Below are 18,797 nucleotides of genomic sequence, written 5' to 3' on the forward strand. Positions count from 1 at the left end.
AGTTCCCCGTCACTCCCGACGGCCCGGTCGATTTCGACGATTCCGCGGCCTTCGAGAGCCCTGACGGCTTTGCCGTCGACAGCAGCGACCGCCTCGAGGGCGACATCCCTGTCCTACGTGATCCCATCCTCGTTGCAGCTTTCGAGGGCTGGAACGACGCCGGTGACGCAGCCAGCGGTGCGGTCGAACATCTCGAGCTGATCTGGGATGCCCAGCCGCTCGCCGAACTCGATTCCGAGGACTACTACGACTACCAGGTCAACCGTCCCACGGTCCGTCAGGTCGACGGTGTCACTCGCGAAATCGTTTGGCCGGCAACACGTTTGTCGGTCTGTTCGCCTCCAGGCAGTGAGAGCGACATCGTCCTTCTTCGCGGGATCGAACCCAACATGCGGTGGCGCAGTTTCTGCGAGGATCTGCTCGAGTTGATCGACCAACTGAACGTCAAGACGGTGGTCATCCTCGGAGCCCTGCTCGCCGATACTCCGCACACCCGCCCGGTGCCGGTCACGGGCACGGCGTACAGCAGCGAATCCGCGGCACGATTCAACCTCGAACAGACCCGATACGAAGGCCCGACAGGCATCACCGGAGTTCTTCAGGATGAGTGCGTTCGTGCTGGTGTACCCGCTATTTCGTTCTGGGCAGCGGTTCCGCACTACGTCTCGCAGCCACCCAACCCGAAGGCCACAGTGGCCCTCCTTCAACGAGTCGAGGATGTTCTCGACATCGAGGTCCCCCTCGGTGAACTCCCAGCTCAGTCGGAAGATTGGGAGGAAGCGGTCAACGAAATGACCGCGGACGACGAGGAAATCGGCGAATACGTGCGCACCCTGGAAGAGCGGGGAGACGCCGAAACCGACATCAGCGAAGCAATCTCCAAGATCGACGGCGACGCCATCGCCGCGGAATTCGAGCGCTACCTCAGACGGCGAGGACCCGGCAGCTTCGGACTGTGAGCAAGAACACTCCAGAAGAAGGTGGAAGTACACAGCGCCCACTGCGCCTCCGGCTTCAACTGATCGCGCTGTACGCCGGCGGGTTCCTCGGCCCGTTCGGCGGCGGCGTGGTTGCTTCGATCCTCCCCGAGATCGGTGACGATCTAGGGGTCGGACCGTCGGCGGCCGCCTCCTCCCTCACCGCGTACCTGCTCCCCTTCGCCGCTCTGATGTTGGTGTCGGGGACGCTCGGGACACGGTGGGGCAAGGTCCGGACGGTGCGGATCGCATACGGCGTCTACGTCTTCGCGTCGTTGGCATGCTTTCTCGCCCCGACACTCGAGATCTTCCTGGCCGCCCGGGTACTGCAGGGCTCCGCGAACGCATTCACCACGCCGCTGTTGCTTGCTTCGTTGGCGGCCGCAACTCCGCAGGCTCGATTGGGTCGAGCCCTCGGTGCCTTCGGCGCATTCCAGGCTGCAGGGCAGTCGTCGGCTCCGTTGATCGGCGGACTGGCGGCCGAATTCGACTGGCGTCTGGCCTTTCTCGTCATCGCAGTGGTCGCGGGCATCCTGGGAGCCGTCGGGCTCCCGAAGTCCGAAGCACCGGCAGCGACCACTCCCGCCCGTCTCCGCGATGCATTACGCCCCGAAGTGCTCCGCATCGGTATCGCTGCATTGCTCGGCTGGGGCGCCCTCGGTGGACTGAGCTTCCTGCTCGCCTTCCGCTTCGAAGACGAGTTCGGGCTGTCCCCCACCGTCCGCGGCCTACTGCTCACCGTCTTCGGCGTGGCCGGCATCCTCTCGGCCCGGCGCATCGGAATCCTCATCGATCGCATCGGCGCACGCTCCTCCGTGATGATCGGTGCACTGGGCGGAGCAGTTCTGGTCTCCGTCGTCGGCCTTGCCGGCTTGGTGCCGGTGATCGCGATCGCATGGTTTGTCGCAGGTGTCGCGAGCCAGTTCGTCCTTGTCGGCGTCAACGCGGCGGTGCTCGGATCCGCGGGGCCCAACCGTGGCGGCGCTGTCTCGGTCGTCCAAGCGATGCGCTTCGGCGGCGCCGCTCTTGCTCCCCTGGCCCTGACACCGATTTACGACTCTTCGCCTGCCGCGAGCTTCCTGATCCCCGCACTATTGCTCGCCGTCGTCGCTCCCCTGATCATGCCGAAGCAACGCTGATCGGTCTCGGCAGTTTCGAATTTGAAGTTGTGTAGGTAGTGAGTTTGTCGGCGAAAGCGACCACCGTTGTCGCGAGGCTGTCAGGGCGAACATTGTTCGGAAAATCTTGTGTTTCCGTCGTCGACAGATATTGATACCATTGGAACATGAGCGAATCTGAGTCGGAACCGGAACGGCCGATCGACATTTTTCGGCGATCGGTTGCCGTCATCGAAGAAAATTTGCCTCCTACCTGGTCTTTGTCGACACAGCGCTCCCCCGACCTGTCCGAGGCGCCACTCCGACTCGACCTCCGCTCCCCTGACGGCGCGGTGGCCAAATTCGGCGTCTACGCCGCTCACGGTGTCCTGAGCAGCGACGTTCCCGGTATCGCCGATCGCTTCCCCACCGGTCAACCCGGCTTCGTGTGCGCAAAATATCTGTCCGAGCCGGTCCGCCGGCAGCTCGATTCCCACGCGATCTCGTACGCAGACGCCACGGGCAACGTGTCGTTGACCGCTGATCGACCCGCCGTCTGGGTGCGTGGACGCGGAGCCGACGCCGATCCGTGGCGGGGGCCCGGACGTCCTTCCGGACAGTTGACGGGCGATCCGTCAGCTCGCGTCGTGCGTGCGCTTGCCGATTTCGCGGCGCCACTGGCGATCACTGCCTTGGTGCGCCTGGCCGGTGCGTCGACGGGAGCAACCTATCGGGTGGTTCAGACACTGTCGGATCGTGAACTGGTGACCAGGCTCCCCCGCGGTGGGATCGGTGACGTCCGCTGGCCGAAGATGCTTCGTGAATGGGCGGCCGAAGCCGGCGCCAAAGCGCCGACGCCTCACGGCTTTCACGCGCCGGACGGGTTGGAAGCACTCTTCGATCAACTGCGTCAGCTCAGCGGTCACATCTACGCCGGTACCGCCTCGGTGGCCGCGGCACCCTTTGCTCGGTACGCGCCCACTCGACGTGCCCACTTCCATGCCGACAACGTCGATCAGTTCGCCGACGCTCTCGGACTACGGCGGGTGGAATCCGGCGGTGACGTGTGGATCACCGCTCCCCTCTCACCGTCTGCCTTCGACCGATTGCTCACCCGCGACGGCATCCGCATCGTCGCCCCCAGCCAAGCGTTCGCCGATCTGCTGGTCGGCCCGGACTCCGACGAGGCGGCGGCCGAGCACCTGCTCACATGGATGATCGAGAACGAATCGCAGTGGCGACGCGCCGCATCCCCTGCTACGGATCGCCCGTAGGAAAAAGAGGGGGCGTCTCTCGCCTACCCTGTCATGGTGGAAGAAACGAGTGCGCCCGATTACGCCGCGTACGCCGACACCAATCGACTGAAGCTGTTTTCGTTCACGATCGCGGAAAAACGGGCCGAGTACCTCTGGGTACTTCGTGCCTTCGACCATGCTCGCGCCAACTACACCGTCCTGCTGCATGCCGGAGCCGTCGCGCAAATCCTCGAGAAGATCGGTGGATCGGATCCGGCGGCCGATCTGTCGGCAGCAGAGGTCACTCCCCTGTTGGATCAGCTCCATGTGTGGGAGATCCTCGAGCGCAGCTACGACGGCACCCGCGCGGCCACGCTGGCCGAGTACCGCAATCGCCACTTCGTCTACCAGTTCGGTCAGGCCGGATACCAGGTCTATCGATCAGTCGAGGACGTTCTCGCCGCACGCCTGGACTCGGCCTCGCTCTCGCGTCTCGCTCTGCCGGACCTGCTCGCAGACATGTCCGAACTCGCCGAGGCCAACCGAAGCTCCGACGGCGATCTGATCTTCCGCAAGCTCAAGCGCCTCGACTCGACACTCTCCGACATGGCCGATCGAGCCGCGCACTTCTATCTGACCCTCGGCGACCTCGTACGGACCACGGAGATCACTCCGCAGGCTTTCCTCACGCACAAGGACGCTCTGCTCACGCACATGCGGGAGTTCAGCTCCGATCTGGCGCGCTACGCCCCCAAGCTCAAGGAAGCGATCGAGCACGTCGAATCCACCGGGGTCGATCGCATGATCCGCCTCGCCGCCGCCAGTGACGAACGGGTGTTCGTCCCGATCACCGAACGCGAAGACGACTGGGCTGCGCGTTGGCGAGGATTGACCGCCTGGTTCGTCTCCGCGGAATCGGGGATCAGCGAGTCCGAGCGTCTACGTGAGGGCACGATGAGCGCGATCGCCGCGGTTCTGGCGCTCCTTCGCCGCGTCACGGAAACCCGTCGCGGCGGCGTCAGCCGCGAGAGCCAGCTCCGGCACCTCGCCGGCTGGTTCGCCGCCACGCCGTCCGAAGACGCAGCTCATGCTCTGTTCCAGGCAGTGTTCGACCTCGGCCGTCCACGCCACCTCTCGATGGTGCATCCGGACGCCGACATCATTTCTCACTCACGTTCGTGGTGGGAGGCACCGCCGGTCGAGATCGCGCGAACACTCGCCGAAACCGGCCGCCCGCCCTCACCAGGATTGCCGAGCAAGGTCGCCCGCAACGACGGCAGCATCCGCCGCCTACGCGAAGAGCAGTTGGCAGCGCAACGTACGCGCAGCGCCGCGGCGCAATCACTCGCGTCCAACGGCGTCTATCAGCGTGAACTCAACGAGCAGGAGACCGAAGTTTTGCTGAGTCTGCTCAATGCAGCACTGACCGCGCGCGTTCCGGTAGTGGGACGCGTCAAGAGCTCCACCGGTAGTGAGAACGGGGTGAAGCTGACGCTCAGTCCCTCGGACGGTTCGACCACCATCAAGACCGCCCGCGGGCGTATGCACCTCGACGGCATCGAGGTCAGTGTTCGATGAGAGCTCGCGAGATCACGCCCCTTGCCCTCGACTCGTATCAACGCGCGGCGCGAGTGATCCTGTCCAACCACCTGATCACCTCGACGTACCCGGATCGAATTGCGTTGCCGCTCTTGCGCCGGTGGGCCACCGAGCTGCGTGACGACCTACTCGAACTGTTCGGCTACCGCCTCGAGGTGACGGAGACCACCGCGCGCCTGTTCACGGTGTCGGATCGACTCAACCCGTCGGCACCGGCCCGAACTGCCTCCGAGCGAACCTTCGATCGCACGCGTTACGCCTACCTGGCACTGTGCCTGGCCGCGTTGGGCCGCGCCGGGAACCAGATCACGTTGTCGGAGTTGGCCGATCACGTCGCGGCCGACGCTGCACAAGTCGACGGCGTCGAACTCTCCACCGATCGTGCGTCGGACCGCGACGCCTTCGTCGACGCAGTGGGCTGGCTCGGCGTCAGAGGCGCCATCGCACTCGCCGACGGTGACGCAAACGGCTGGGCGTCCAATCCCGAAGCGGGAGAAGCGCTCTACGACATCGACCGTTCCGTCGTCGTAGCCCTGTTCCGTCCGCCGCGCGCCCTGCAGCACCTGCACTCCATCCGCGGACTCCTGGCCACGGAGACCTCGAGCGCTGCCGAGGACGACGGAATTCCTGTGGACGCGAAAGAGATCGGACGCCGAGTGCGTCGGGCACTGGTCGAGCGGCCGGTCGTACTGGCGGGTGAACTCGATCAGCACGAATTGATCGCCTTGGCGCAGCCCAAGACCGCGTCGGAAGTCGAACTACTGACGGGGTTGGTGGCCGAGCGTCGCGCCGAGGGAATCGCGATGATCGATCCCACCGGTCGCCTCTCCGACGTCCGCTTCCCGAGCACCGGAACTATCGCCCAGGTAGCTCTACTCCTCGCCGGCGAGATTGCCGACCGCGTACTCGACGTCGACGCTCCGGAGCTGCCGAAACTTCCGATCCCGCACGTGTCGGACGATCACCTGATCGAACAACTCGATGCCGCCATCCCGGAGGCCGGGATCTTCGAGGACCTCGCCGACGAGGACGACGACTTCGTGTTGCCTGCCGGCGAACCGGCCGAGCCCCCGGAACCCGTCACGTACCCGATGATCGACGACGACTGGCTCGCCGACAAGGTCAGCGAGTTGGTGGACCAGTTCGGACGCACGTTCGCAGCGCAATGGCAGGCCGATCACAACGGGCTGCGCAAGCAGGCGCTCGGGTTGCTGCAACGTCTGCGCCTGACGCATGCGGTCGACGGCGGCGTACTGGTGTTGCCCGTCCTTGCCCGGTACCGCGACGTCGTGGTCTCCGTACGCGAACGCGATCCTCAGATCGACTTCGCGGTAGACAACTCCGCACCGGATCCGGTCGACGAATTCGGCCCCGAATCTTCCACCAACGGCGAACTATCAGAGGTAGAGAACGTATGAGCAACGCCCGCTTCCGACCTACTCGGGCTGGAATCATCAACCTCTGGGATTACCGAGACCAGGAGTTCTCGTTCGCCGACGGTCGACTGGTCCTACGAGGGCCAAACGGATCCGGTAAGACCAAGGCCCTCGAGGTCTTGTTCCCGTTCGTTTTCGACGGCCGCATCGAACCGCGGCGCCTCAACCCCTTCGCCGGTGAAGAGCGCACGATGAAGTCCAACCTTCTCTACCGGGGCCAGGACAGCGCGCACTCCTACGTGTGGATGGAGTTCTGCCGCGGCTCCCTCGAAGATCCCGAGTCGGTGACCGTGGGAATCGGCATGCGGGCAACCCGCACCAACGACAAGGTCACCCGCTGGTACTTCGTCGCCGACGGCCGCGTCGGAGTCGACTTCTCGCTGATCGGCAACGACGATCGTCCTCTCACCAAGAAGCAGTTGGCCGAACAACTCGGCAGCGATTCCATCACCGACCGTCCCCTCGACTACCGCACCGCGATCGACGCGCGAATGTTCGGTCTCGGAGTGCAGCGCTACGACCAGCTGATCAATCTCATTCTCACGCTTCGCCGTCCCCAGCTCGCGAAGAACCTTGATCCGAAGGGCCTTTCGCAAGCGCTCACCGACGGCCTCCGTCCACTCGACGACCAACTCGTCCTCGAAGCTGCGCGTTCGTTCAGCGATATGGAAGAGGTCGGCCGCGCGCTCGAGGGGCTCGCAGCCGCCGATCAGGCAGCGCAGAGTTTCATCGGCGTCTACACCAAGTACCTGCGTCAGCAGTCGCGCGGAGAGATCGAACAGGTCAGCACCCGCCTCGCAGCAGTCACCAGAGGCGTTGCCGCCATGGACGAGTCGTCGCTCGCCCAGACCCGCAGCCGTGAAGCCCGGGCAGCAGCCGAGGAGCGCTTCAACCAGGCCGAGCAGGCACTCGAGAACGCGCGCGCCAATGTCGAGGCGTTGCAACGCTCGAGCGCCTACGAAGGCAAACAGCAGCTCGACGATCTCGCCCAGGCCGTCTCGACGCTCAAGCTCTCGACCGAGCAACAGGCAGACAAGTCGAGGAAGGCGCAGGCTGCACTCGCGCAGCGCGGCGACGAAGCCGACAAGGCCGCATCGTCGGTCAAGCGTGCAGCCGAGGCACTCTCACGTGCCGAGGACGAACTGCAGGCAGCCGCCGAGGACGCCGGCATCGTCTGGACTCCCCTGCCCGACGGCTCACGCAGCGACCAGATCACCGCAGCAGTGCGTGGCCATGCCGAGGAGCGTGACGGCGACGTACGCGTAGTCCGCACTGCGCTCGCGACCGTCGAGAAGGCCGCTACCGAACGAACCCGGGCCGAAAACAGCTCGCGCCGTGGACAAGAGCTGCTCGAAGCGTCCAAGGCCGCTGTGCTCGAAGGCGAAGCTGCCGTGGAACTCGCACGCAGTCAGTGCGCCAGCGGGCTGCGCGCGTGGTGGACCGATCACTCCTCCCTGTTTTCGGCTGTCGGCGCGGACACGTCGCTGTTCGAGGCTCTCGACGCGGCGCTCGCCGAGGTCGGCGACGAGGACGCTCCGGCGCTGTCCGCAGTTCTCACCGAGCACACCGAGGCAGGCACCGAGACGCTGCGTGAGCGACGTCGTGAGGCCGAAGCTGAAATATCTGCATCACACGCCTCCATCGCAGCTCTGAAATCCGAGCGCAAGGCCGTCTCGGCGGAACATGACGATGCTCCGCCGGCCTTCCACGCACGCACCGACAACCGCAGTGATCTGGGTGGGGCACCGCTGTGGCAGCTGGTGCGCTTCGCCGATTCCGTCGAACCAGACGTGGCCACGGGAATCGAATCCGCACTCCAGGCGGCAAATCTGCTGGACGGCTGGGTCTGCCCCGACGAAAAGATTCCCGATCACGTCAGTGAGCAGTTCCTGACCGCTCTGCCGGTCAAGCAGCGCCCGAAGGGACGAACGCTGGCCGACGTCCTCGAGGTCGAAGGCAATGCCGACGTACCCGACGCTCGGGTACAGGACATTCTCGCGTCGATCAGTCTCGTCGAGGCACCGGGCGACTCCGATGCCAGCGTCGCGATCGGCGTCGACGGGCGCTTCTGGCAGGGCGTCGCGCGTGGCCGGCACGTCAAGGCCGACGCCGAGTACATCGGCACGACAGCGCGGGCGCGTCGACGCGAAGCTCGGATCACCGAGATCGACGCGGCTCTGGAAGAACTTGCCGCCGCTGTCGATGCAGCCAAGGCACTGGTGACGCAGACCAACGAGCAGCTGAGCCGAATCAACTCTGCGGCAAAGGAATTGCCGAAGACAGGATCGATCCTCCGCGCACTCAAAACTGTCACCGAATCCGCCGGTGCACTCCGCACTCGCTCGGAGGCCACGGAAACGGCACAACGCGAACTCGATGCGGCGATCGCCGATCTCGCGGCGAAGGAAAAGCAACTCCGGGCGACGGCGTCGCAGCACCGGACCCCGCATATCGGCCGTGAACTCGACTCCCTCGCGGCGGCGATCCGTCATTTCGAGAAGCAGGGCGAACTGGCGCTGCGCTGCCGACGCGAACATGCCAAGGAAGTCGAACTCGAACGCGAGTCTCGCGACCGTCTCGACGAATCACGCGCCAATGCGGAGGAATTCGCCGAGGAAGCCGCCATCGCCGAGGAGAGTCTGCTTCAGCAGGTCCAGCGCCTCGAGACACTGCGCGACACCCTCGGGGCCAGCGCCGAGCAGATCGACCTCGACCTGGCAAAAGCCCGCGCGAAGATCGAAGAATGCAAGGTCGAACAGCGTGCAGCACGAAAGGCGTACGACGCTGCCGTCCTCCAGATCGGCACGGCAGAGGGTGCGTACAACACCGCCGTCGAGACTCTTCGGCACACCCTGACCGAAACCCGCAGTGATGCAGAGCGACTCGCACCCTATGCGCGCCCGGACCTTCTCGAGTTGTTGGGCGTCAAGGAACATCTGAGCTGGCCGGCAAGTTCAGCGGCGTGGATGAGCCCTGATCAGTTGGTCTACCGCATCCAGAACGAAGATCGCAGCGAGGACGCGGCCCACCCGCCCGTCCTCCCCGAAGACGTCGACAAGTTGTACCGAGCGCTCGAGGCTGCGACCTCGGCGGTACGCGTCACCGACGGAGCCCGCAAGGCAACCCGCACGGCACTGACCTCGGCGTTGCAGGACTTCGACGCCCAACTCGCAGCGGCCGGACAGGACTACCGCCTGCAGTGGGACGCACCGGACGGACTGACCGTCGTACGAGTGCAGGACGATCAGGGCTATTCGTCGATCGGTGAATTCGCAACGCGGATCCACGATGCTCGCGGCGATCAGGAGCAGTTGCTCACCGAATCCGAGCGTCGCATTCTCGAAGATGCCCTGCTGACCGGATTGGCTCAGCAGATCCACGAGCGCACGGTCGATGCACGCGTGTTGATCGCACAGATGGGCACAGAGATGCGTGAGCGTCGGATGTCCTCGGGCAACACCATCGGCGTTCACTGGGTGCTCGCCGACAACCTCGACGACAGCTCGCGGGCGATCTCCAAGCTGCTGGATCGAGATGCGTCGGCCCTCGGCGTCGATGAACTGGCTACTCTGCGAGCTCATTTCGCGACCCAGATCCGTACCGCCCGCGCGGCGCACCCCGAACGCTCGTACCCGGAAATCCTGTCCTCGGCGCTCGACTACAGGCAGTGGCGCGTGTTCTCGTTCACCCTCATCAGCGGTGAGGGCAAGGAAGACCGCCTTACCGTCGCGCGGCACAGCGCGCTGTCCGGTGGCGAGCAGTCGGTTTCGCTGCACCTTCCTTTGTTCGCCGCGGCGCACGTCATGCTGGACTCGGCCGACCCGCACGCCCCGCGTCTGCTGGCACTGGACGAGGCCTTCGCCGGTGTCGACGACAACGGACGCAGCGAGCTGCTCGGCTTGAGCGTTCAGTTCGACCTGGATCTCTTCATGACCGGCTACGACCTGTGGATCACGTACGCAGACGTCCCCGGCTGTGCGCACTACGACCTCGCGCACTCCACGGCCGAACAAGCTGTCAGCGCCGCGCTGCTGGTGTGGTCGAACGGTGAGCTGCTCGCCGAGCACGACGGAACGGATCTGGCGCGGGCATTGGGCTCGCCGCTACGGCGCCGGGTCCCGACACCAGCCGAAGGTGCGTTGGACTACGCCTAGAAACCACTGTGCGCCTTTATTAACCGCCCGCGGTTAATAAAGGCGCACAGCAGGGGTTCAGCGAAGCGAAATACCCAGTAGGGCGTCGACGGCATCGGCGAACTCGCCGGGTGCCTGCGTGTCGGATCCGCCGCCCTCGATGGCGCGGCGTGCCCAACCGTCGAGCGCGTCGAGCGCCTTCGGAGTGTCGAGATCGTCGGCCAAATGCTGACGCAAACGCGCAACAGTGTCGGTGGCTGACGGCGCGGCATCGAGAGCCGCGGCCTCGCGCCATACCTTCAGACGCGACTGAGCATCCTCGAGGACCTGATCGGTCCACGCGCGATCCTGGCGGTAGTGGCCGGAGAGCAATCCGAGACGGATTGCCGCTGGGTCTACCCCCTCGCCGCGCAGCTTGGAGACGAAGACCAGGTTTCCGCGACTCTTCGACATCTTCTCGCCGTCGAGGCCGATCATGCCGGTGTGCACGTAGTGCCGCGCGAAACGGCGATCACCCGTTGCCGATTCGGCATGTGCTGCCGAGAACTCGTGGTGCGGGAAGATCAGGTCGCTGCCACCGCCCTGGACGTCGAAGCCGGAGCCGATGCGGTTGAGAGCAATGGCCGCGCACTCGATGTGCCAACCGGGGCGCCCCGGCCCGAAGGGTGAGGGCCAAGAAGGCTCGCCCGGACGCTCCGCCCGCCAGACGAGTGCGTCGAGCGGATTGCGCTTTCCGACGCGATCGGGATCTCCGCCACGTTCGGCAAAGAACTTCTCCATCGTCGCGCGGTCGTAGCCCGACTCGTAGCCGAACTGCTCGGTCGCGTCGGCGCGGAAGTAGACGTCGGGGAACTCCGCGTCGTCGACGATGTACGCGGCGCCGGACGCCACGAATTTCTCCACCAACTCGACTACTTCGTTCACCGATTCGACGGCGCCGATGTAGTCCTTCGGCGGAAGCACGCGCAGCGCTTCCATGTCCTCCCGGAAGAGCGCGGTCTCACGCATGCCGAGGACGATCCAGTCCTCGCCGTCGCGATTGGCGCGCTCGAACAGCGGGTCGTCCACGTCGGTCACGTTCTGGACGTAATGGACGTCGTGTCCGGCGTCGCGCCAGATGCGGTTCACGAGGTCGAACGTGAGGTAGGTGGCCGCGTGACCGAGGTGGGTGGCGTCGTACGGGGTGATGCCGCAGACGTACATCGTCGCCTTCTTGCCCGGGGTGACGGGGCGAACCTGACGGTCGGCTGTGTCGTACAGCCGCAACGGCGGCCCCTGACCGGGAACGGACGGGAGTGCGGTATCGGACCAAGACTGCATGCTGCCGAGCCTAGTGGAGACTGCTCTGAGGCTGGGAAGGTGCTGGCTGATCCTGCTCCGGTTCGGGCGTCGACGCGAGCTTGCTCGGCCACCAGATCTTCTGACCGATGTCATAGGTCAGGGCCGGGACCAGCAAGGATCGGACGATCAGAGCGTCGAGCAGGACACCGAACGCCACGATGAACGCGATCTGCGCGAGGAACAACAGCGGGATCACCGCCAACGCCGAGAAGGTTGCTGCCAGAACAACTCCGGCAGACGTGATCACCCCGCCGGTCACGGTGAGTCCCCGCAGCGCACCCGCCCGAGTGCCGATCTTCAGCGCTTCCTCACGCACCCTCGTCATGAGGAAGATGTTGTAGTCGATTCCCAGAGCCACCAGGAACACGAACGCAAACAGCGGGACCACCGGATCCGCGCCGGGGAACCCGAAGACGTGGTCGAACACCAGCGACGAAATGCCCAGTGTCGCAGCAAACGAGAGCACAACGGTGCCCATGAGAAGCAGCGGTGCGAGAAGCGAACGCAGCAACAAGGAGAGAATCACGAACACCACGATGATCACCACGGGAATGATGAGTGTCCGGTCCCGTGTCGAGGTGGTCTTCGTGTCGAGGTCGGTCGCAGTGACGCCACCGACCAACGCGTCGGCACCGTCCACGGAGTGAACTGCATCACGTAGTCGCACGATGGTGTCTTCGGCCTCGAGTGAGTCGGCAGCGTCAGTCAACGTCGCCTGCAGTGAGACTCGTCCGTCGACAACCAGAGGGACTCCCCCGTTCTGTACGACGCTTACGTCGCTGACGCCCTCCACGCGACTGGCTGCCGCGACGGCGTCCACCTGATCCGCATTCGCGATGACCACGGCCGGGGAACCCGAACCCGCCTCGAAGTGCTCGCCGAGAATCTCCTGGCCTGCAACCGAATCGACGTCGAGCAAGAAGATGTCGGACGAAGAGACACCGCTGGCTTTGAACTGCGGCATCATCAGCGCGAAGATCACAAGCACCAGCGTCGACGCCACCCAGAAGCGGCGCGGGTGCCGTCCGATTCGAGCAGCGAGCCCGGCCCAGAACCGGTGATCGTTCGCCTCGTCGTGGTGCTCGCGGTCGGCGTCGAACTTCGGCTTGGTCGGCCAGTACGCAGTCCGCCCGAACAGAACGAGGACAGCGGGTAGGAACGTCATCGACGCGAGGAAGGACGCGGCGATACCGATGGCGGCCACCGGGCCCAGCCCGCGGTTCGAGTTCAGGTCGGAGAGCAACAGGCACAGAACGCCCGCGATGACCGTTCCGGCAGACGCCGCGACGGGTTCGAGCGTCGCGCGCCACGCAGTCCGCATTGCTGCGTACTTGTCCTTCTCGATCCGCAATTCTTCCCGGTAGCGAGAGACCAGAAGCAGCGCGTAGTCGGTGGCGGCACCGAACACGAGGATGAACAGGATGCCCTGGCTCTGACCGTTCAGTGCGATGACGTCCGCGTCGGCGAGCAGATACACGAGCAAGCTCGACAATCCGAGTGCGAAGATCGCCGAAAAGATCACCACGAACGGCAGGATCGGGCTCCGGTAGACGATGATCAGGATCAGGATCACGACCGATCCGGCTACCAACAACAGCAGTCCGTCGATACCGGCGAATGCTGCCGACAGATCCGCAACCTGCCCAGCGGGGCCGGTGACCTTGACTGTCAGTCCGTCAGGGCTCGACTCCAGCGCCGCGCGCAGCGCTTTCACGCTGTCCTTGACCTCGAGGGTGCTGTCGACCGGCAGGAACATCTGCAACGCCTGGCCGTCGGCCGACGGGATCGGCGGCGATGACGCGTCACCGAATCCCTCGGTACCGACAAACGAATCGACGGTCTGGGACAGGAAGGTGGAGTCGGTGGGCTCGAGGCCACCTGGTCGTTCCGCCACGACGATGGCCGGCACGAAGCGGGTGTCCGTGAAGCTCTCTTGAAGCTTTGCCACCTCGGTGGCTTCGGCCGACGCCGGCAGGAACGACGTGTTGTCGTTCTGCTGCACGGTGCTGAGCTTTCCGGCGAACGGGCCGCCGAATCCTCCGATTGCCAGCCAGCCGATGACGAGGAGAGCTGGCACAATCCATCGAAGGCGACGAACAGGACGATTTTGTACTGGTGTGCTCACTGGGTCTCCAGGGATCGGCAGCAGAGAGGACTTGCCGACTATTTTGTTCAGCATGCTGAGTAATTGCAAACGGAAGGCAAAAACATGAGCAGCGACGGCCTGGACGACTGGCCAACCGGCCGGCTGTTGTCCACCGCTGCGCGCCTGGTAGAGCACTCGTGGGAGAAGGTTCTGCGGTCTCAGGACATGACGCACGCGGGCCTGATCGTGCTCCACTCGATCGCCGGTGGGGCGGCATCTCAACGCGACATCGCGAAGAACGCCCGCGTCACCGATCAGACGATGAGCCGCACGATCGACCGTCTCGAACGAGCGGGTTACGTCACGCGTGACACCGATCCGCGGGACGAGCGCCGGCGCGTGATCGCGATAACCGACGCCGGAAGACTGACGTACGAGCGACTACTGACGCTCGAGAAGGAAGATGCGGCGTTGACCGTCGGCGTCGGGGACGTCGCCGCGCTGCGCGAACAACTACTGCGATTGGTTCGCTCACCCGGATTGAAGACGGCAACTCGCGAACAGCAGGAAACGTCTCGAGACTAGAAAGCCGGCCAGGGAATCGTTCGATGGCCGTTCGGTTCGGGCATCACGGCCGACTCTGCGAACTGCATCGCCCGGACCGCCAAGGCCACGATTTCCTCTTCGGTGATCAGTTCGGACAACTCGTCCCCGAGATCTCCATCGAGAGTTGTCGCGAATTCGGCGACGTCGGCGATCAAAGCACCGGGTACGGGCTGCCCCGCCCACCCCCACAACACGGTCCGCAGCTTGTTCTCCGAGTGAAGACAGATTCCGTGATCAACGCCGTACACCGAGCCGTCGACGCCTTCGAGGGCGTGACCACCTTTGCGGTCGGCGTTGTTGATGAGGACGTCCAGAACGGCCATTCGCTGCAGCCGTGGATCGTCCGCATGGATCAGAGAGACTGGTTCGCCCTCCGAGTCGAAGGCCTGCAGGACCTCGAACCACCCTGGCGGAACATTGCCGGGACTGCACAGGTCGACCATCTCGAGTCCGCCGGATCCATCCGCGCGGCGATCGACGGTGTCAATCCAGCGCTGCACCATGCCTGTCCCGAAAGGGCCGTCCCGCAACACTGTTCGCGGAATCACTCCCCAGCCCAGCGCCTCGGACACGCGGTACGACGCAACCTCACGCCCGGCCAGAGTGCCGTCCGGGAAATCCCACAGTGGGCGTTCACCCCGCACCGGTTTGTAGACCACACGGGTGGACTGCTCCCCCAGAGTCGACTCGCACACCAGCGTGGCGTTGCTTGCCGTGGTGATCTGGCCGATCAGGGTCAGATCTCCCTCGAGCAGAACGTCCGGCACTCCAGGTTCGGACACGACGTCAGACCTCGTCGTCGTCTGCGTCGTCGATCGCAAAACCGAAGGACTCGCCGCGCCGGTATCCGTTGGTTCGGATGCACACGTGCCCCTCGGGCGCCAGCGGCTCACCACACAGAGGGCATGGCGCGCGTCCCGCCGCGATGACGCGTTCGGATCGGAGCGAGAATTCGCGCGCTTGTTCCGGGGTCAGGAACACACGGACCGCGTCCGGACCGTCGTCGGCGTCGTCGAGGACAACCGATTCGTCGAACTCCGTCTCGCTGACGGCAAGCAACTCCACGACGACCGCACCGGCATCGGCGTCCCAACCGAGCCCCATCGTGCCGACCCGGAACTCCGCGTCGAGCGGTGTGACCAGCGGGCTGAGATCGGAGACATCGTCGGCCTGCGGCGGAACCTCGGTTCCGAAGCGTCGATGTACCTCTTCGAGGAGAAGGCCCATGCGATCGGCGAGGACCTGAACCTGCTGCTTCTCGAGCAGCACACTCACCACCCGTGAATCGTGCACGGCTTGGAGATAGAAAGACCTGTCACCGGGCTCGCCCACCGTTCCTGCGACAAATCGGTCAGGAGTGCGAAATACGTGAATCGCGCGCGACATTGCACCTCCTCGAGTTCGAGCAGAACATCACTGAATACCCATTATCCGTCACAGCTCACGCACCGACCTCTCCACCGGGGACGGACTCCTGCGCGGGAGCCGAACCGTTGGTCGCGGTCTTCGCTGCACTGATCGCTGCGAGCACGTCTCCGGTGTCGTTGACTCGAAGAACGAACGGCAGTGTGGCCGTGTAGCGAATCACGCTGACCGAGGCCGGCTCGGCGACGATCCGCTGGAACGAATCGAGGTGCATCGCAAACGCGTCGGCGAGAACCGATTTGATGACGTCACCGTGTGTGCAAGCGATCCAGACGACGTCCTTGCCGTGCTCTTCGGCCAGCCGTGCATCGTGCTCTCGGATCGCGGCAACGGCTCGCGCCTGTACCTGGGCCAGCCCTTCACCGCCGGGAAAGACCGCACCGGAAGCGTGGCGCTGCACCACTTTCCAGAGCGGTTCTTCCAAGAGTTCCTTCAGCGGGCGACCCGTCCAGTCGCCGTAATCGACCTCGATGAGGCGATCCTCGACCACCGGCGTCAGACCACGGTCGACGGCAATGGGGCCGACCGTCTGCTCGCACCGCAACAGCGGCGAGCGGACGATCTCCGCGATGTCCAGACCGACCAGCCGATCGACGACGCCTTCGGCCTGTTTCCGGCCGTGGTCGTCGAGTTCCACACCCGGCGTTCGACCGGCCAGGGTATGGGCAGTGTTGGACGTCGACCGCCCGTGCCGCAGTAGGACAACTGTCATTCCACAACCCTAATGGGGCGGTGGCCGCACGGACGGGTGGTCGACGTCGAAACGGGCTCTATGTCGCGGACACGACCCCTGTGGCCAGCAGCGCAAGGACGACTACGCCGAGAGCGATTCTGTATCCCACGAACCAGTACATGGAGTGATCGACAACAAATCGAAGCAGCCAGGCGATCGCTGCGTAACCGACCGCGAAGGCGATGACGGTTGCCACCAGCAACTGCGGACCGCTCGCGTTCAGACCCTCACCGGCCGGCTCGAAGGCATCCGGGAGGCTGAACAAACCGGAGGCGAGAACCGCCGGGATCGCCAGCAGGAACGAGTAACGAGCTGCGGCCTCACGGGTGAGTCCGAGGAAAAGACCGGCACTGATCGTGCCACCCGAACGTGAGACACCCGGGATGAGCGCGAGCGCCTGAGCCGAACCCATGATGATGCCGTCGCGCGCTGTGAGCGATTCGATCGGGCGCGTCTTGCGTCCGTAGTACTCGGCAGCGGCGATGACGAGCGCGAACACGATCAACATCGTGGCAATCAGCCACAGATTGCGTGCGCCGGTACGGATCTGGTCTTTGAACAGAAACCCGAGGATGCCGACCGGAATGGTACCGATGATGACGTACCAGCCCATCCGGTAATCGAGATCGCCCCGGTGCTCGGCATTGAACACACCCCGGAACCAGGCAGTGATGATCCTCACGATGTCGCGCGCGAAGTAGATCAACACAGCCAGTTCGGTGCCGAGCTGCGTCACCGCGGTGAACGACGCACCGGCGTCACTGCCGAAGAATATCTCCGACACGATTCGCAAATGTCCGGAAGACGAGATGGGCAAGAACTCGGTCAATCCCTGCACGAGGCCCAGGATCACGGCCTGGAGCCAGGTCATCGCTTCGCCCATCACTCACCGATCCCGGCTGATTCGAATGGGGTTACTGCACACAGGTTTCGTGTGTCGGGTTCACGTTTCACCGGCGCCACGCTACCGGGGCCCACGACGCCGCGCCGCGCCCGGCACGTCCGTGTCCGAATACCCCGACTCGAGGCGAGCGCCTACTAGTCTGCACGTGGTGAGATCTCTCGGGTGCCGCACTTGCGCACACGAGTCGGGCGCGAGATGCAGGCGGTTATGAAGCACAGATCTGTCGGAACGAGCGGACTTCGGGTCTCGCGACTTGGGCTCGGCACACTGACATGGGGACGCGACACGGACGGCGACGAGGCTGCGGCGCAGCTGCTCGCCTTCGCCGAGGCCGGCGGAACCTTGGTCGACACCTCGCCCGCATACGGCGCCGGTGCGGCGCAACGGATCCTCGCCGAGTTGCTCGACGACGTCGTTCCACGTGACGAACTCATCATCAGCTCGAGCGCCGGCATCGATCCCACTCCGATCGGCACCGACCGCGTCGACTGCTCGCGGCGCGGATTGCTCCGTCAGCTCGACGCGACTCTTCGTGAACTCGGAACCGACTTCCTCGACATGTGGCAGGTCGCAACCTGGGATCCGCTCACGCCCGTCGACGAGGTTGCAGCAACCCTCGACTACGCGGTCTCGAGCGGCAAGGTGCGGTATGTGGGCGTGCGCGGCTACCTCGGCTGGCAGCTCGCGACGGCCGTCGGAGCCGGTGGCGCAACAACACTCGCCGCGACGCAGGCCGAGTACTCGTTGCTCGCGCGCGGCGTCGAGGAAGAATTGTTCGCAGCGGCGGCCCACCACGGCGTCGGAGTGTTCGCCGCAGTACCCCTGGCGGGCGGTGTTCTGACCGGCAAGTACCGCGACGGCATTCCCGTCGATTCCCGCGGCGCCGACGAAGCACATTCGCAAGATGTACAGAGCTATCTGACCGATTCCTCGATCCGGGTGGTCGACGCCGTCGTTACCGCCGCCGACGGTCTGGGTACTTCCCCACTGGCGGTGGCACTGGCCTGGGCGCGCGATCGCGCCGGGGTGGCCAGCGCCGTCGTCGGCACGCGGGATCTCGCCCAGTTGACAGGAGTACTGGCAACCGAAGAATTGGAACTTCCGAAAGCGATTGCCGCGGCTCTCGACGATGTGAGCGCTTGATCTGTCCCGCTGATCGAAATACCGAAGGTATCGTGTTGGCCAGGGCAGGCTAACCTAGTAGGCAACGCTTGACTACAGCCTC

14 protein-coding genes are annotated in these 18,797 nt (G+C 64.7%); 8 read left to right on the forward strand and 6 right to left on the reverse strand.

Annotated elements, in window-relative coordinates; translation table 11 throughout:
* The first annotated feature begins 104 nt into the window (after positions 1 to 104).
* The 6 genes from FEZ59_RS16075 (at position 105) to FEZ59_RS16100 (ending at position 10,498) form a co-directional block, all read left to right on the forward strand.
* Positions 105 to 959 (forward strand): PAC2 family protein, encoded by an 855-nt coding sequence (locus tag FEZ59_RS16075; protein ID WP_223257810.1) that lies wholly within the window; start codon positions 105 to 107, stop codon positions 957 to 959.
* A gap of 41 nt (positions 960 to 1,000) precedes the next feature.
* Positions 1,001 to 2,116: an MFS transporter gene (locus FEZ59_RS16080; protein WP_164840877.1), complete on the forward strand. Its 1,116-nt coding sequence runs from the start codon at positions 1,001 to 1,003 to the stop codon at positions 2,114 to 2,116.
* Positions 2,117 to 2,262: 146 nt separating this feature from the next.
* Complete coding sequence (locus FEZ59_RS16085) at positions 2,263 to 3,348, forward strand: hypothetical protein (protein ID WP_019748530.1); 1,086 nt, start codon at positions 2,263 to 2,265, stop codon at positions 3,346 to 3,348.
* 33 nt (positions 3,349 to 3,381) lie between these two features.
* Positions 3,382 to 4,887 (forward strand): TIGR02677 family protein, encoded by a 1,506-nt coding sequence (locus FEZ59_RS16090; protein ID WP_019748531.1) that lies wholly within the window; start codon positions 3,382 to 3,384, stop codon positions 4,885 to 4,887.
* A complete protein-coding gene (locus FEZ59_RS16095) occupies positions 4,884 to 6,326 on the forward strand; it encodes a TIGR02678 family protein (RefSeq protein ID WP_019748532.1) in 1,443 nt (480 codons plus the stop codon). Before FEZ59_RS16090 ends, FEZ59_RS16095 begins: the two co-directional genes overlap by 4 nt.
* Entirely contained in the window at positions 6,323 to 10,498 is a 4,176-nt protein-coding gene (locus FEZ59_RS16100; RefSeq protein ID WP_092763963.1) for a TIGR02680 family protein, read from the forward strand. Before FEZ59_RS16095 ends, FEZ59_RS16100 begins: the two co-directional genes overlap by 4 nt.
* Before the next feature lie 57 nt (positions 10,499 to 10,555).
* Here FEZ59_RS16100 and mshC read toward each other — a convergent pair whose 3' ends face one another.
* Both mshC and FEZ59_RS16110 read right to left on the reverse strand, forming a co-directional pair.
* Positions 10,556 to 11,797: a cysteine--1-D-myo-inosityl 2-amino-2-deoxy-alpha-D-glucopyranoside ligase gene (gene mshC / locus FEZ59_RS16105; RefSeq protein ID WP_172932879.1), complete on the reverse strand. Its 1,242-nt coding sequence runs from the start codon at positions 11,795 to 11,797 to the stop codon at positions 10,556 to 10,558.
* Between the two features lie 10 nt (positions 11,798 to 11,807).
* Entirely contained in the window at positions 11,808 to 13,997 is a 2,190-nt protein-coding gene (locus FEZ59_RS16110) for an MMPL family transporter (RefSeq protein WP_202022891.1), read from the reverse strand.
* 30 nt (positions 13,998 to 14,027) lie between these two features.
* On the opposite strand from FEZ59_RS16110, the gene FEZ59_RS16115 reads away from it, so the two are divergent.
* Positions 14,028 to 14,489: a MarR family transcriptional regulator gene (locus FEZ59_RS16115; protein WP_003946187.1), complete on the forward strand. Its 462-nt coding sequence runs from the start codon at positions 14,028 to 14,030 to the stop codon at positions 14,487 to 14,489.
* Here the strand turns inward: FEZ59_RS16115 and FEZ59_RS16120 are convergent.
* From FEZ59_RS16120 to FEZ59_RS16135, 4 genes are read right to left on the reverse strand one after another with little or no spacing between them, the layout of a single operon-like run.
* The gene (locus FEZ59_RS16120; RefSeq protein ID WP_019748536.1) at positions 14,486 to 15,292 is read right to left on the reverse strand and encodes an SCO1664 family protein; all 807 of its coding nucleotides are present in this window, start codon (positions 15,290 to 15,292) and stop codon (positions 14,486 to 14,488) included. The genes FEZ59_RS16115 and FEZ59_RS16120 overlap by 4 nt on opposite strands.
* 4 nt (positions 15,293 to 15,296) lie before the next feature.
* Positions 15,297 to 15,896, reverse strand: coding sequence for a DUF3090 domain-containing protein (locus FEZ59_RS16125; protein WP_019748537.1), 600 nt, complete (start codon positions 15,894 to 15,896; stop codon positions 15,297 to 15,299).
* 55 nt (positions 15,897 to 15,951) lie between these two features.
* Positions 15,952 to 16,647: a histidine phosphatase family protein gene (locus FEZ59_RS16130; protein WP_019748538.1), complete on the reverse strand. Its 696-nt coding sequence runs from the start codon at positions 16,645 to 16,647 to the stop codon at positions 15,952 to 15,954.
* 58 nt (positions 16,648 to 16,705) lie between these two features.
* The gene (locus tag FEZ59_RS16135; RefSeq protein ID WP_019748539.1) at positions 16,706 to 17,551 is read right to left on the reverse strand and encodes an undecaprenyl-diphosphate phosphatase; all 846 of its coding nucleotides are present in this window, start codon (positions 17,549 to 17,551) and stop codon (positions 16,706 to 16,708) included.
* Between the two features lie 228 nt (positions 17,552 to 17,779).
* Between FEZ59_RS16135 and FEZ59_RS16140 the strand changes: the two genes are divergently transcribed.
* Positions 17,780 to 18,715, forward strand: a complete 936-nt coding sequence (locus FEZ59_RS16140) for an aldo/keto reductase (RefSeq protein ID WP_003946175.1) — start codon at positions 17,780 to 17,782, stop codon at positions 18,713 to 18,715.
* Positions 18,716 to 18,797 lie beyond the last annotated feature (82 nt).

The sequence above is a fragment of the Rhodococcus sp. MS13 genome (genome assembly GCF_013277835.1).
GTDB lineage: Bacteria > Actinomycetota > Actinomycetes > Mycobacteriales > Mycobacteriaceae > Rhodococcus_F > Rhodococcus_F erythropolis.